A 13,328-nucleotide genomic window follows, 5' to 3' on the forward strand; every position below is an offset into this window, starting at 1 on the left:
AGGAACGCCCTTCGCGCAAGCGCGGCCCCGCACCGGGCGCAGGCCGTCTCCGGCGCGTCCGTCATGGCGGCAGCGGCTGTGCAGGGGCGCATGGCAAGGCGCGCCCGAAGGAGCGCCTCAGGCGAAAGGGGATGGGCCAAGGGCCCGGTCAGGAAGGGACGGAATCAGCAATCGAGCCATGGAATCGCGCGGGACTCCATGGCTCGATGTCTATCGCAAGCGCTGCGCTGTAGGACAGCGCCTTTTCGCCCGGCGCCGGGCGATCCCGCCCAGCTTGAAGATGCTCTAGCGCTGCGGCGTCAGCACCAGCTTGCCCGCCACATAATCGCCGCCGCTGTCGCTGCGCCCGAAAGGCTTGTCGAGGCGGCGGGTGGCGCCATTCTGGATCAGCTGCAAATTCTCGATATCATAGGATTTATCGCCGCAGACGCCGCGCGTCACCGGCACCCCGTTGGCCTGGGCGCTGTTGTTGATGAAGCGCACCGAAGCGGCATGGGCGGGCTGATAGCAGAAGATCACCCCCTCGCCGAAATTGCTGAACTGATTGTCGGCGAAGAGCAGATCATGCCCGTCGGTCACCTGGATCGGCGCGTGGGACAGGTCGCTCACCACATTATGGGTGAAGCGGATGCCGCTGCTGCCCTCATCGGCATAGAGGCCATGGCCGCCATAGACCCGGGCGTAACCATGCGAGATGCGGTTGCCGTCCACCACCGTGTTCGGCATGCTGCCCAGCGTGTAGATGCCCCCGAAATCGGAAAGCACACCCTGCCCGAAATTGTCGATGGTGTTGCCGGTGACGGTGTTGTCATGGCTCAGCGTGGGCGCGTCGCTCCACACCCAGCCCAGCGAGATGCCGGTGTAGTAGAGATCGGCGATATGGTTGCCGGTGATGGTGACGTGATGGGCCTGGCCGGTCCAGATGCCGATCGCGGCGCGCTGCACCCGGCCCAGCATGCGGATGTCATTGCCCGCGATGGTGATGTGATGGGTTTCGGCGGGGCCGGTGGTGCCGCCGGGCCAGTCCGATCCGGCTTGCGGCTTGCGCTGGTCCGAGCCGATGGCGATGCCGCCGCCGCCCAGATCGACCAGATGGCTGGCATGCACCGTCACATTGGCGCAATCGCGCCCGATGCGGATCCCCCCGGCGCCGGTATGCGCCACCGTCACATTCTCCAGCGTGATGTTGCGGCAATGCTCCATGGTCAGGGCGGCGGTGACGGGCACCTCGCCCTGCATAGCGCCCCAGCCATTGGCCGGTGTCGCCCAGGCGGCATAGAGCAGCGCCAGATCGCGGATCGCGAAATCATGCAGCGGCTGGCCATCGGCACCGCGCAGCACGAACCACTGCCCCAGCCTTGGCGCGACGGCGAAGAGCGATTGCGCATTCTCCCCCGTCATCGGGCGGTAGCGCAGGGTGTGGCGGGCCGGATCGCATTGCCATGTGCCCGGGCTGAGCGTGGCACGCGGCACATTCTCCAGATAATAGGCTAGGCCCGGCGTGAAATTCGCCTGCCCCGCATGGCCCGCGAAGGTGCCATGCATCCACATCACGCGGGAGGAGGGATCATAGCCCGTGACCCACATGCGCGACGCCGTCCAGGCATCGAGCACCACGATCTCGGTCTGGGCCGAGGGCGCGAAACCATCGGGCAGATCGCCCGACCGCGCGGTGAAATGGTCATTGACCGGCGGCCCGCCGGGGCTGCGCGCATCGACCGAACCGATGGAATAGAAACCGGTCTGCGGCAGGCGCGGCCTTTCGCGACGCTGGCCGTTGACGAAAAGCTGGCTGGGGCAGCTGTTCACATTGCTGACGCTGAGCGTGCCATCCGGCCCGGCCTGCCAGGGGCCCAGCACATCGCCGCCCAGAATGCGCACGCTGGCGCCCGGCTCCGGGCGGATCAGCGTGCCGGAATCGTTCTGATCGAAGACCACCGGGCGCGGCAGGATGTAATTCCCCCCTGCCAGCGCGATGGTCACGCCGCCCGCGCCGCGCCCCCGCAGGCCGCGGGCGACATCGCGCGCATGTTCGATGCTGCGCAAAGGCGCGGCGGCGCTGCCGTCGCCCGAGTCATTGCCCTGAGGCGCGACATGGACCACCGGCGCATTGCCTTGGGATAGCGCGGGGCTGCCGGCCGCCAGCAAGGCGGTGCCGCCCGCAAGAAGGCCGGAGAGCAGCAGACTGGTTTTGGAAAGGCGCATGACCGTCACCTCGCATGATGGTTTCAGGCAGGATGGTTTCAGGGCAGCAGATAGGGTTGCAGATCGGGCACAGCCTTGCCCATCAGCCGGGCGACGATGGCCGAAATCGCCTGAGCGCCCTTGTCATTGAGATGGGTGTAATCGGCATGATAGCCGCGGCGCGGATCATTCGCCGGCACCGCCGCCGACACCGGCGTGCTGGCGGGCACGCGGATGGCCAGCGTGGTGCCGCTGGCCGCCGCCTGCATTTCGGCGGGGGTGGGCTGCATCTGCTCGAAGCCCATCGCGCCGGTGGCGCCCATGCTCTGGAAAAGCTTGCCGCTCTCGGCGTTGAGGTCGACCACGGGGACCTGCTCGCGCTGCGCCACCGCGCGCACCTGATCGGCCCAGGGGATCAGCGTGTCATCCAGCTTGCCCTGCTGGAAATGGCGCGCGGCCATCGGCGTCACCAGCACGGGAATCCCGCCCTTGGCCCGCACCTCGGCGATCATGCGCGAGAGGTTGGCGGGGAATTCCGTGGCCAGAGTGGTGCCGATGGCGGGATTGGAATTCTTGTCATTATGGCCGAAATCGATGAAGACATAGGTGCGGGCAAAGCCCGGCTGGGCCAGCGCGGCCATGGCCTTGGCCCAGCTGCCGTCCTCCCGATAGGTCTTGGTGCTGCGTCCGCCCTGCCCCAGATCGATGCAGGTGGCGGCGGGCTGCACATGGCCCGTGCAAAAGGCACCGCCCCAGCCGGTGTGCAGCGCGGTGGTGGAATCGCCGGTCAGCACGATATGCACCGGATCGAGCCGGGTCGAGGCGCTGAGCGTCACCGGCGTGCAGGCACACAGCGCCAGCAATGCGACAGACAGGCGGCTTTTGCGCGAGGCAGGGATCGAAGCGAGCATACATGGACACTCTCTGCTGGGCACCGCAAAGGGCGCCGATGAAGGCTTGGTCGTATCCCCGGCTATCCTATCCCCCGGCGCGGGGAGCTGGGCGCCGGAACGGGGATGCAAGCGATCAGGTCGGGGGGGAGATCATCAGGATTTATCCCGCGAGGCAAGGGGGCCTTGCGACAGGGCCACCCATTTATCAGGTGAATCCATAAGGCTGCCGATCACCGTGCCGGGATTGCCGATCACGATCGAACCTTCGGGCACATGCCCGCGCACCACCGCCCCGGCACCGATCACCACATTGTCCTCGATCACGCAGCCCGGCAGGATCACGCTGTTGAGGCCGATGAAGACATTGTTGCCCACGCTGATCGGCCTGCGGATCGCAATGTCGGTGGGCGGGGCCATGCCATTGGCGCGCAGCGCCGTGGTGACGACATAGTCATGCGTCAGGAAGGTGACATTTTTGGAGACCACCACCCGGTCGCCCAGCGTGATCAGCCCGTAATCGTCGAACCAGCTCTTGCTGGCGATGTAGCGCGGCTGGCCTTTCAGCGTCATGCCGAAATGGGTCAGCAGCCGCGTGTAGACCTGCATGTAGCGGCGCGGCGACACGGTTTCGAGCGGAATGCACAGCGCCTTGAAGCCGTAAAGCAGCAGGCGGGAGAAGCCGCGACGCAGCAGGCGCATATCAGGCCTTTCCTGAGGTGAAGATGCGGCGATAGGCCTCCGCCACCGCCTCGGGCGTCATGGCCCGCAGCCGTTCATGGGCATGGGCCAGCGGGGCGGTGTCTTCCATCTGCGCCATGGCGGCCTCGATTCCCTCGGCCACGGCCTGCGGATTGTCCCGGTCGGCCACCAGATAGGGATAATCGCCGCCCAGCAGCTCGCGATGCTCGGGAATGTCAGAGGCGACCACCAGCCGGTGTGCGCCCACGCTTTCCAGCATCACATTGGGCAGGCCTTCATGATGGCTCATGCTGACCACCAGGCCCGAGGCATGGATCTGGTCGATCACATCCTTGCGGAAACCGAGGAAGGCGATGCGATCCTGAAGGCCCTTCTCGCGCACCAGCGCCTGCAGGCTTTCGGCCTCGCTGCCGCCGCCGATCACCGCGAACTCCAGGTCCGGGTGGCGCCCGGCCAGCAGGATGAAGGCCTCCACCACGGTGCGGGCGTTCTTCTGCGGCTCCAGCCGGCCGATGGTGACGATGCGCCGGGGGCGCCCGGGCGCCACCGCGCCGATCCGCGCGTCAACGATGTTGGAGACGACATGCAGCGCCCCGCCCGCCCCGGCCTGCCGCCAGTAATCGGCGCCCTTGGCCGAGTTGGCGATCACATCCTCGGCATGGCGGCCCAGCATGCGGCGCAGGATGTAGCGCGGATCGGCGGGGTAGGAGGAATCGCGCTCGGCCATGATCCAGCGCAGGCGCGGGCTCAGGCGGCGGGTGAAAAAGCCGATGACATCGGCGCCATGCAGCCAGGTCATCATGATCTGCGCGTCGATCTGCTTCACGATGCGGCGCAGCGCCAGAATGTTGCGCGGATCATAGTTGGAGCGCACCGGCATATGGATCACCCGCAAGCCGTCGCGCTGCAGCAGATCCTCATGCACGCCGCCATGGAAATGGACCAGTGTGATGTCCAGCCCCACATCGTGGCGCAGCTGGTTGAGCAGGAAGATGCACTGCTTCTGCGCGCCCCCGTCGCTGAAGGCGGGGATGACGAAGCACAGCCGCAGGGGCCCGGCTGCGGAGGAGGGACGGCTCATGCCGGATGCCCGTATTTGCGCAGATAATAGTCGCGCTTGGCGGCCTCATCGAGCGATTTGGTGTCCTCGGCGCTTTGCAGCGCCCCCTCGCGATAGGCGTCGAGCGATTTGATCACCCGCGCGGGAATGCCCACCGCCACGCTGTTGGAAGGAATATCGCGCGACACGATCGAGCCCGCGCCGATCACCACATTGTCGCCGATGGTCACCCCCGGCAGGATGATCGCGCCATAGCCGATGAAGACATTGCTGCCGATGGTGATCGGCTTGATGATATCGACCTGCGGATAGCCGGGGCGCAGCACCCAGACCCCGCCGTCATGCGTTTCGAAGCGCACCTTGGTGGCGCTGACCCGGTCACCCATGGTGATGAGATAGGGCTCGGTCGAGAAATCGACATTGATCAGCCGGCACCCCTGCCCCATGCGCACGCCCAGCTTGCGGGCATAGGCTTCCGGCGCGAGACGTTTCTGGATGGCGGCCTGAATCTGGCTGAAAAGGCTCATGACGCGGGTCCTTGCGGGGTGGCGCGGGGAATGGGGGTGGCCGGCAGCGGGCGGCGCGGTATGCGCGGCGGGACCGGCAGCGGCGCGGCCATCGGCATCGGGGTCATGCGATCGACCTCCGCCTCCATCTGCGACAGCTTGCGGTTGCGGATAAACTGGCCGATCAGCATGCCGAAGGCCACGGTGAAGGGCCGGATCTGGTAGAAATCCATGATCGAGAGCGATGAGATCACCATCGTCACGATGAAGAAGCGCAGATTGTCGCCCTGCAGCCCCTGCAGGCGGATCAGCACGCTGGCCCGGCTCTCCCGGATGTAGATCACCAGCAGGCTGATCGCCACCAGCACCGGATAGGTCACGCCGAATTCGGTGCCCCATTCGATCCAGCTGTTCTGGCTGACCGCGACCAGATCGCCCCGGCTCACCAGCTCGCCGATCACATCGAGGCCATAGCCGGTGAAGGGCCGCTCCGAGATCAGGGTCATGAATTGCGAAATGGCCCGCACGCGCAGCTGGCTGCTCTCATCGGCATGGCTGCCATCGGCGAAGACCGCCGCCAGCAGGCCGGTGAAGCGGTCCATCATCGCATTGGAGCCGCTGCTGAGCGAATGGGATTTGACCACCAGCGCCGCCGCCCCCGCCGCCAGCAACAGCGGCAGCAGCACCATGGCGATGCGGATATAGGCCGGGCGGTTGGCCAGCGCCCTCAGCGCCACCCAGCCCAGCACCAGCGCCATCATGATCAGCGAGGTGCGCGACTGGGTGAGGAAGATCAGATAAGCCGCGATGAGGTTGAAGATCAGGAAGGGCAGCGTCACCCTGCGCGCCTGCACCGCCACCACGAAGACCGCCAGAAACACCGCATAGGCCGCCGTGTTGAAGATGCCGAAAAAGCCCATAAAGCGGTCGAGCGTCAGCGACTTGCTGATGACGCTGGCGGAGAAATCCAGCACAAGCATGGTGAACTGGTAGTTGGTGGCATTGCTGACGAATTCGCCCGCGATCACCAGCGCGGCCAGATAGTAGAACCAAGTGATCCTTCGGCTGTCCAGCACATAGCCGAAAATCACCGCATTCAGGAAAATCGCCGAGAAGGAGAGGTTGAAGGCGATCCAATAGCCCAGCTGTGGCATCTTGATCTGCCGCGCGGCCAGCAGGATGGCCAGATAGAGCAGCGGCGCGATATAGCCGACCAGCAGCGTGCCCCAGGCCGAAAAATCGCCCAGCACCGTCACCGCGATCCGCGGATTGAGCGCCACATAAAGGATCGAGAGCAGGCCAAAGGCCGCCGAGACGACCATCAGGCTGGGCGCATGCCCCAGAACGCCAAGCGCACCGTAAAGCGCGCAGAAATTGGCCATCAGCACGATGAAGCCGATGATGTTGCCCCGCCCGACCGGACGCGCCACCACGGGGCGCCCGTCGGCTGTCAGCTCGGCTTGGGCGGCGCGCGCCTCGGCGGCTTGCGCGACAGCGGCGGCCCGCCTCAGGGCATGGGTGCCTGCTTCGCTGCCCATTGTCGGATTGCCGTCTGCCATGATTGCGATCCCTGTCTGTGTCAGATCCGGCGGCGTGCCATTGCCAGCACCTGCGCTCTGGTCTGAGGGGAAAGGATGACCAGCAGCGACACCGTGACGCTCAGCGCCAGTGCCGCCACGGCGGAGAGCAGCAGCCCGCCCCAACCCGCCGGTTGCCACCAGCGCGACAGTGCATAGCTCGCCGCCACGATGGCCAGCATGCCCGCCATGCCGCGCAGGTCAACCCGTGCCTCGGGGATCAGCTGGCGCACCTGTCGCGGAAACAGCACGTTCAGCGGCAAACGGCCCACCACCAGCCCGATGAAGATCGCGGCGATCGCATGCGTCAGCAAATAGAACAGCGCCGCCAGCCCGACCGAGAGCGCCGCCGCCACGCTGCCCGTGATCACCTTGCCCGCGATCTTGAGCCCCACATCCTGGATCTGCGCATCGAAGCGCACCAGCGCCAGCTGCACCATCACCAGCACCATGGCGATGTTGGTTTCCGGCCCCAGGAAAAAGCGGCTGCCCGCCCAGACCGAGACAAAAGCGGCATTGCACAGGATCAGCCCGGCTGCCGCCACCGAGGCGATGGCCAGCAGCGCCTGCCGCGTGGCGGCATAGAGTTGCGCCGCCTCGGCCTGCTGCCCAGCCCCCACCATGGCGCCCAGACGCGGGGTGACGGCGCTGCCGGTCATCAGGCAGATCGAGATGGCGAATTGCGTGACATAGCTGGTGAAGGTGTAGCGCGTCACCGCATCGGGCCCGACCAGATAGCCGATCAGCAGCACCTCGCTCGACAGCATGAACATCTGCACCAGCGACCACACCATGGTCCAGTTGCTGAAACCGAAGACGCGCTTCACATCCGCCCTGGAAGGCCGCCGCACGCCCCACCACGAGACATAGCGCCGCGCCACCGCCAGAGCGACGATGCCGGTCAGCAGCGAGCCGCCCAGCGTCGCCGCGCCCAGCCCGACGATGCCCATGCCCGCCGCGCCCGCCAGCACCATGGCGGCATTGCTCAGCACGAGGAAGGTGGTGGTCACGACATAGGAGCGGAAGCCCTGATTGGTGCCCGCCAGCACGGAATCGGGAATGCCCAACAGCGCGGTCAGCACCACATTCATCGCCAGCAGCCCCGCTGCCATCCGCGCCGTGCCATAAAGCTGCGGCGGCACATCCTTGATCAGATGCGGCAGGGCAAAGATGGCAATGGCCACGCCCGTCAGCAGGAAGGGCAGCCAGATCATCCAGATGGCGATGGCCGCGCCCACCTCGCGCTGCTTCGCCTCGGTATCGTCCTGAAGCGCGCGATGGGCCAGAATCCATTTCAGTGCCTGTGTCGCGCGGCCATCGGCCACCGAGGTCAGATCGAGAATGCGCAGGCAGGAGCGCCAGATGCCGAATTGCTGCGAGCCGATAAAGCGCACCAGCAGCGGGTTGGCGACCAGCCCCACCAGCGCCAGCACGATGAAATTGGCATAAAGCGTGATGGCGTTGAGTTTGGTGTTGCTCAGGCGGGGCATGGGGCACTCTGCGCGAGAGGGGGGGCGGTGAGCAGCGAGGGGATCACGGCACGGGCCGCCTCATGCCGCACGCCATAGCGGGCCAGCCGGGCGGCGCGTGTGTCGCCTTCCGGCAGGGTGTTGATCCAGACGGTGACGGCGGCCACGAAATCCTGATCCTGAGGCACGATCAGATCGTCACTCAGGCGCTGATTGGCGATGCAGCCGCGGTCATAGCTGGCAAAGCGGCATCCGGCGGCCTGCGCCTCGAACAGCACGGTGGGCTGGGCTTCGTTCACATAGCGGGTGGGGAAGATGAAGATGTCGATGTCGCGGTAGAAACGGTCTTTCTCCGCGCCATAGAGCGCGCCGCGATAGTCCAGCCTGCCTTGCAGATCGGCTACAGCCTGCTCCACCGCCGCCTTGTCCTCGGCCAGAGCGATCGGCCCGGCCAGCACACCGCGCAGATCAGGGGTGGCCCGAAGCAGATCGAGGAAAAGATAGAGCCCCTTCTCCCGCGTCAGATTGCTGAGATGGCCCAGCACGGGCTGCTCGCGCTCGGCTTCGGCCTTGGCCATGGGGGGCACGAAAGCGGCATTGCTCAGCACGGTGGCGGCATGGCTGGGGCCATAGACCTGCTCGAAGCGCTGTTGCATCAGGCGGCAGAGGAAGACGTGATGCAGGCGCGGCTGCGCGCCCACGACCCGCTTCATCAGCCCCTTGGCCTGATCGATATAGGCAAAGCTGTGGTGGTGAAGCAGCGTGGTCAGCCCCGCCAGCCGCGCGCAGATCACCAGTTGCAGCGTGTAGACCAGCCCCAGCCCGCCCTCACAGGCGATGTAGCACAGCGGGCGCGGTTCGGCGGTACGGGCGCGCAGCAGCTTGCCGCAAGCGGCCCATGTCGCCTTCAGCCGCCCGAGATGCTTGGCCACGCCGCCGCTGCCGCGCGGGGCGGCGATATCGATGGTCTGAACCGGGCCCAGCTCGCCCATCGCCTCGGTGACGCAATGGGTGATATGCGAGAAACCGCTGAAAGGCGGCGGAAACTGGCCGATGGCGATGATGGGCGTCTGGCTCATGGAACGGGCCTTTCGCGCAGCACCTGCGCCGGGGCGCCCGCCACGATCATCCCGGGCGGCACATCGCGGGTGACGGTGCTGGTGGCCGCCACGATCGCGCCGCGCCCCACGGTGACGCCGGGCGCCACAAAGCAGCCGGTCGCCACCCACGCCTCCGCCTCGATCACCACGGGGCGGGCGACCAGCGGGAAGGTGATGTCCTCGTAATCATGCGTGCCCGCGCAGATGTAGCTGCGCTGGGACACCACGGCATGCGCCCCCACCGTGATCGGCCCGAGGCTGTAGAGTTCGGCATCGTCGCCGATCCAGCAGTGGTCGCCCAGAGTCACCTTCCAAGGATAGGTCACCCGCGCGCTGGGGCGGATGATCACCCCCTGCCCCACCTTCGCCCCGAAGGCCGAGAGCAGGAAGCGCCGCCAGCCATACAGCGGCTGGGGCGAGAGGCGGAACAGCGTGGCCTGCACGATCTGCCACGCCAGCACCACCAGCCCGGAGCGCTCACGAAAGCCATCCTGCACGCGAAAGCGCGAGAGATCCTGATAGATCGGCTGCATGGGTCTTCCCCGCGCGGGGCCGTCAGGCCGGGACGCAATGATAGGCGAGATACCATGTGGCGAAGCGCTGCAGCCCATCCTCCAGCATCACCTGCGGGTGATAGCCGGTCAGCGCCTGCAGCTTGGAGATATCGGCATAGGTGGTGGTGACATCGCCGGGCTGCATCGGGCGCATGATCTTCTGCGCCTCATGCCCCAGCGCCTGTTCCAGCGCCTCGATCATCGCCATCAGGCCAACCGGGCGGCTGTCACCGATGTTGAGCACGCGATGGCTGCCGTCCTCGGGCGGATGATCCAGCGCGCCCAGAATGCCATCGACGATATCGTCGATGTAGGTGAAGTCGCGGGCCATCTTGCCCTCGCCATAGACCTCGATCGGCTGGCCGCTCAGGATCTTCTGGGTGAAGCTGAAATAGGCCATGTCGGGCCGGCCCCAGGGGCCATAGACGGTGAAGAAGCGCAGCCCCGTCTGCGGGAAGCCATAGAGCTTGGCGTAGCTTTCGCTCATCAGCTCGCAGGCGGCCTTGGTGGCGGCATAGAGCGAGACCGGCTTGTTGACCGGCTCATCCTCGGAAAAACCCACACCGCCCATCGGCCGGTCGCCATAGACCGAGCTGGACGAAGCATAGACCAGATGGAGGAAATCCGGCGCATGGCGGCTGGCTTCCAGCAGCGCCAGATGGCCCGCCAGATTGCTCTTCTCATAAGCGAAGGGGTTGGCGATGCTGTAACGCACGCCCGCCTGCGCCGCGAGATGGATGATGCGCCGCACGCCGCGTTCGCGCACCAGCGCGCCGACCGCCTCGGCATCGGAAACATCCATGCGGTGGAACTCGAAGTGGTTCTTGCCTTCGAAGGTCTTGAGCCGGGCATGCTTGAGCGCCGGATCGTAATAATCATTGATGTTGTCGATACCGATCACCACCTCGCCGCGCTCCAGCAGGCGGTGGCAAGTGGCATGGCCGATAAAACCGGCGGCGCCGGTCACGAGAATGGGACCCAGATCAGACATCACGATTTCTCCAGAATGGGTTGCCCGGCAGGCTTGGCCACGCCCTCGATCACGCTGTCACGCAGCGCCAGTTCGAAATCATGCAGGATGCGCGGCTTGCTCCAGCGCTCCTCGGCGCGGGCGCGGGCGGCCTGACCATACTCGCGGCGCAGCGCCTCATCACCCAGCAGCGTTTCCACCGCGGCGGCAAAGGCGGGCGCGTTTTCGGGCGGGACCACCAGGCCACAGCCCTGCACCTCTTTGGCCAGCCCCGTATGCGCCTCTGCGGTTGCCACCACCGGGCGCCCGGAGGCCAGCATGTTGGTCAGCTTGGAGGGCAGCACCAGATCCGCCGCGCCGCCGATCTGCGGCAGTAGATGCACCGTGGCCAGCCCCAGCATCTGCGACATCATCTCCATCGGCTGCAGATCGGGGAAGCGCACATTGGTCAGATCGCGCGCGGCCTCCACCAGTGTCTCGCGCATCGCGCCATTGCCGCAGATGATGAAGGTGATGTCATCGCGGTGACGCAGCAGCCGCGCCACCTCGACAATGATCTCGATGCCCTGCTTGTTGCCGATGTTGCCCGAATAGAGCGCCACATAGGGCGTCTTGATGTCCCAGATCTCGCGATAGGAGGAGGGGGTGTCGAGCGGGCGGACATGATCGATGTTGGCCCAGTTGCGAAACTCCACCACGCGGGCCGAAGGCACATTGGCGCGGCGCAGTTTGGCGCACATCTGGGGCGAGATGGTGCTGATGCGCGTGGCCTTCAGGCTCCAGCGCTCGAACGCGCGGGCGGCGCTGGCCAGCAGGCCGCCATCCTTGAGCAGGCCGGTGGCAAAGGCGGCCTCCACCTCGAAATCCTGAATATGCAGCCACAATTTGGCGCGCGTCAGGAAAGAGGCCGCCCGCGCCACCACCGTCGAAATCAGCGAGGGGGCGATGCAGATCACCATATCGGGCCTGGCCCGCCAGGCCTCACGAGCCATCACCGGGCCCGCGCTGGCGGCAAAGGAGATATGATGCAGCAGGCGGCGCAGACCATTGGGCTTTTCCGGCACATAGATCGGCACGCGGTTGACCCGCACGCCGTTTTCCGCCGAGGTCAGCACGCCGCGCGCGCGATGGTCCTCATGCAGGCGCCAATGCGGATAATAGGCCTTGCCGCAGACCACCGAGACCTGATGCCCCGCCTGCGCCAGAAATTCCGCCATGCCAGTGGTATAGGGCCCGATCCCCACCGGTTCGGGAGCATAGTTCAGGCCAAGGATCAGAATCTTCATGGCTTAAACCACCCTTGCCGCGGCCGGTCTTTTGCAACGCATATATGCTTGCTTTCCGATGCGCAGAACCCGGCCATCAATGACGTAAATCCGCATAATTTTCGAGGAACCACCGGTAGGTCTCGGCCAGACCGGTCGGCAGGTCGATGCTGGCGCGCCAGCCCATATCGCCCAGCCGCGAAACATCCATCAGCTTGCGCATCGTGCCGTCCGGCTTGGAGGCATCCTGCGTGATGCGGCCCTGATAGCCCGTCACATCCGCCACCATCTGTGCCAGTTCGGCGATCGAGACATCGCTGCCTGTACCGACATTGATATGGCTGAGCATCGGCTGCGTGTTGGCCTGATAGTCGGCCAGCGGCAGATCGAGTACAAACAGCGAAGCCTCGGCCATATCGTCGACATGCAGGAATTCGCGACGTGGCTTGCCGCTGCCCCAGATCACCACCTCATCCAGCCCATCGCGCACCGCCTCATGAAAGCGGCGGATCAGGGCGGGCAGCACATGGCTGTTTTCCGGATGGAAATTGTCGCCCGGGCCATAGAGGTTGGTGGGCATCACACTGCGGTAATCGACGCCATACTGCCGGTTGTAGCTCTCGCACAGCTTGATGCCCGCGATCTTGGCCACGGCATAAGGCTCGTTGGTGGGCTCCAGAATGCCGGTCAGCAGCGCATCCTCGCGCATGGGCTGAGGCACCTCACGCGGATAGATACAGGAAGAGCCAAGCTGCAGCAGCTTGCCCACACCGGCGGCATAGGCCTGATGGATGACATTGCATTCCATCATCAGATTTTCATAGATGAACTGCGCCGGATAGGTGTTGTTGGCGTGAATGCCCCCCACCTTGGCCGCCGCCAGCACCACCGCATCGGGCTTCTCGCTCTGGAAGAAGGCGCGCACGGCGGTCTGGTCGGTCAGGTCCAGCTCGGCATGGGTGCGGGTGAGAACCTCCACCCCGCGCGCGACCAGCTTGCGGGTGATCGCCCCGCCCACCATGCCGCGATGACCTGCCACATAGATCCGCAT

Annotated in this window: 12 protein-coding genes; all 12 read right to left on the minus strand. The window is 65.7% G+C overall.

Annotated features, from left to right (window positions below; genetic code table 11):
• Window positions 1-285: 285 nt before the first annotated feature.
• Entirely contained in the window at window positions 286-2,205 is a 1,920-nt protein-coding gene (locus tag HGK27_RS16630; RefSeq protein ID WP_206241976.1) for a right-handed parallel beta-helix repeat-containing protein, read from the minus strand.
• 38 nt (window positions 2,206-2,243) lie between these two features.
• A complete protein-coding gene (locus tag HGK27_RS16635; RefSeq protein ID WP_206241977.1) occupies window positions 2,244-3,095 on the minus strand; it encodes a GDSL-type esterase/lipase family protein in 852 nt (283 codons plus the stop codon).
• A gap of 135 nt (window positions 3,096-3,230) precedes the next feature.
• Complete coding sequence (locus tag HGK27_RS16640; RefSeq protein WP_206241978.1) at window positions 3,231-3,776, minus strand: acyltransferase; 546 nt, start codon at window positions 3,774-3,776, stop codon at window positions 3,231-3,233.
• Window position 3,777: 1 nt separating this feature from the next.
• Window positions 3,778-4,857, minus strand: coding sequence for a glycosyltransferase (locus tag HGK27_RS16645; protein WP_206241979.1), 1,080 nt, complete (start codon window positions 4,855-4,857; stop codon window positions 3,778-3,780).
• On the minus strand, window positions 4,854-5,363 hold the full coding sequence (locus HGK27_RS31300; RefSeq protein ID WP_206241980.1) for an acyltransferase: 510 nt from the start codon (window positions 5,361-5,363) through the stop codon (window positions 4,854-4,856). Before HGK27_RS31300 ends, HGK27_RS16645 begins: the two co-directional genes overlap by 4 nt.
• The gene (locus HGK27_RS16655; RefSeq protein WP_206241982.1) at window positions 5,360-6,901 is read right to left on the minus strand and encodes an O-antigen ligase family protein; all 1,542 of its coding nucleotides are present in this window, start codon (window positions 6,899-6,901) and stop codon (window positions 5,360-5,362) included. Before HGK27_RS16655 ends, HGK27_RS31300 begins: the two co-directional genes overlap by 4 nt.
• A 20-nt stretch (window positions 6,902-6,921) precedes the next feature.
• A complete protein-coding gene (locus HGK27_RS16660) occupies window positions 6,922-8,409 on the minus strand; it encodes an oligosaccharide flippase family protein (RefSeq protein ID WP_206241984.1) in 1,488 nt (495 codons plus the stop codon).
• The gene (locus HGK27_RS16665) at window positions 8,397-9,467 is read right to left on the minus strand and encodes a glycosyltransferase family 4 protein (protein ID WP_206241985.1); all 1,071 of its coding nucleotides are present in this window, start codon (window positions 9,465-9,467) and stop codon (window positions 8,397-8,399) included. Before HGK27_RS16665 ends, HGK27_RS16660 begins: the two co-directional genes overlap by 13 nt.
• Window positions 9,464-10,021, minus strand: a complete 558-nt coding sequence (locus HGK27_RS16670) for a putative colanic acid biosynthesis acetyltransferase (RefSeq protein WP_206241986.1) — start codon at window positions 10,019-10,021, stop codon at window positions 9,464-9,466. The genes HGK27_RS16665 and HGK27_RS16670 overlap by 4 nt, the downstream gene beginning before the upstream one ends.
• Before the next feature lie 22 nt (window positions 10,022-10,043).
• Window positions 10,044-11,033 (minus strand): SDR family NAD(P)-dependent oxidoreductase, encoded by a 990-nt coding sequence (locus tag HGK27_RS16675; protein WP_206241987.1) that lies wholly within the window; start codon window positions 11,031-11,033, stop codon window positions 10,044-10,046.
• A complete protein-coding gene (locus HGK27_RS16680; RefSeq protein ID WP_206241988.1) occupies window positions 11,033-12,298 on the minus strand; it encodes a WcaI family glycosyltransferase in 1,266 nt (421 codons plus the stop codon). Before HGK27_RS16680 ends, HGK27_RS16675 begins: the two co-directional genes overlap by 1 nt.
• 76 nt (window positions 12,299-12,374) lie before the next feature.
• Window positions 12,375-13,328 carry a GDP-L-fucose synthase gene (gene fcl, locus HGK27_RS16685; protein ID WP_206241989.1) on the minus strand — a complete coding sequence of 318 codons (954 nt, stop codon included), beginning with the start codon at window positions 13,326-13,328 and terminating at the stop codon, window positions 12,375-12,377.

The sequence above is a fragment of the Novosphingobium terrae genome (assembly GCF_017163935.1).
Lineage (GTDB): Bacteria > Pseudomonadota > Alphaproteobacteria > Sphingomonadales > Sphingomonadaceae > Novosphingobium > Novosphingobium terrae.

What these genes read in the sequence shown, in the direction of transcription:
- HGK27_RS31300 (WP_206241980.1), bottom strand. Translation starts at nt 5,363, where the DNA reads ATGAGCCTTTTCAGCCAGATTCAGGCCGCCATCCAGAAACGTCTCGCG.
- HGK27_RS16665 (WP_206241985.1), bottom strand. Translation starts at nt 9,467, where the DNA reads ATGAGCCAGACGCCCATCATCGCCATCGGCCAGTTTCCGCCGCCTTTC.
- HGK27_RS16630 (WP_206241976.1), bottom strand. Translation starts at nt 2,205, where the DNA reads ATGCGCCTTTCCAAAACCAGTCTGCTGCTCTCCGGCCTTCTTGCGGGC.
- HGK27_RS16655 (WP_206241982.1), bottom strand. Translation starts at nt 6,901, where the DNA reads ATGGCAGACGGCAATCCGACAATGGGCAGCGAAGCAGGCACCCATGCC.
- HGK27_RS16680 (WP_206241988.1), bottom strand. Translation starts at nt 12,298, where the DNA reads ATGAAGATTCTGATCCTTGGCCTGAACTATGCTCCCGAACCGGTGGGG.
- HGK27_RS16660 (WP_206241984.1), bottom strand. Translation starts at nt 8,409, where the DNA reads ATGCCCCGCCTGAGCAACACCAAACTCAACGCCATCACGCTTTATGCC.
- HGK27_RS16635 (WP_206241977.1), bottom strand. Translation starts at nt 3,095, where the DNA reads ATGCTCGCTTCGATCCCTGCCTCGCGCAAAAGCCGCCTGTCTGTCGCA.
- HGK27_RS16640 (WP_206241978.1), bottom strand. Translation starts at nt 3,776, where the DNA reads ATGCGCCTGCTGCGTCGCGGCTTCTCCCGCCTGCTGCTTTACGGCTTC.
- HGK27_RS16670 (WP_206241986.1), bottom strand. Translation starts at nt 10,021, where the DNA reads ATGCAGCCGATCTATCAGGATCTCTCGCGCTTTCGCGTGCAGGATGGC.
- HGK27_RS16675 (WP_206241987.1), bottom strand. Translation starts at nt 11,033, where the DNA reads ATGTCTGATCTGGGTCCCATTCTCGTGACCGGCGCCGCCGGTTTTATC.
- fcl (WP_206241989.1), bottom strand. Translation starts at nt 13,328, where the DNA reads ATGCGGATCTATGTGGCAGGTCATCGCGGCATGGTGGGCGGGGCGATC.
- HGK27_RS16645 (WP_206241979.1), bottom strand. Translation starts at nt 4,857, where the DNA reads ATGAGCCGTCCCTCCTCCGCAGCCGGGCCCCTGCGGCTGTGCTTCGTC.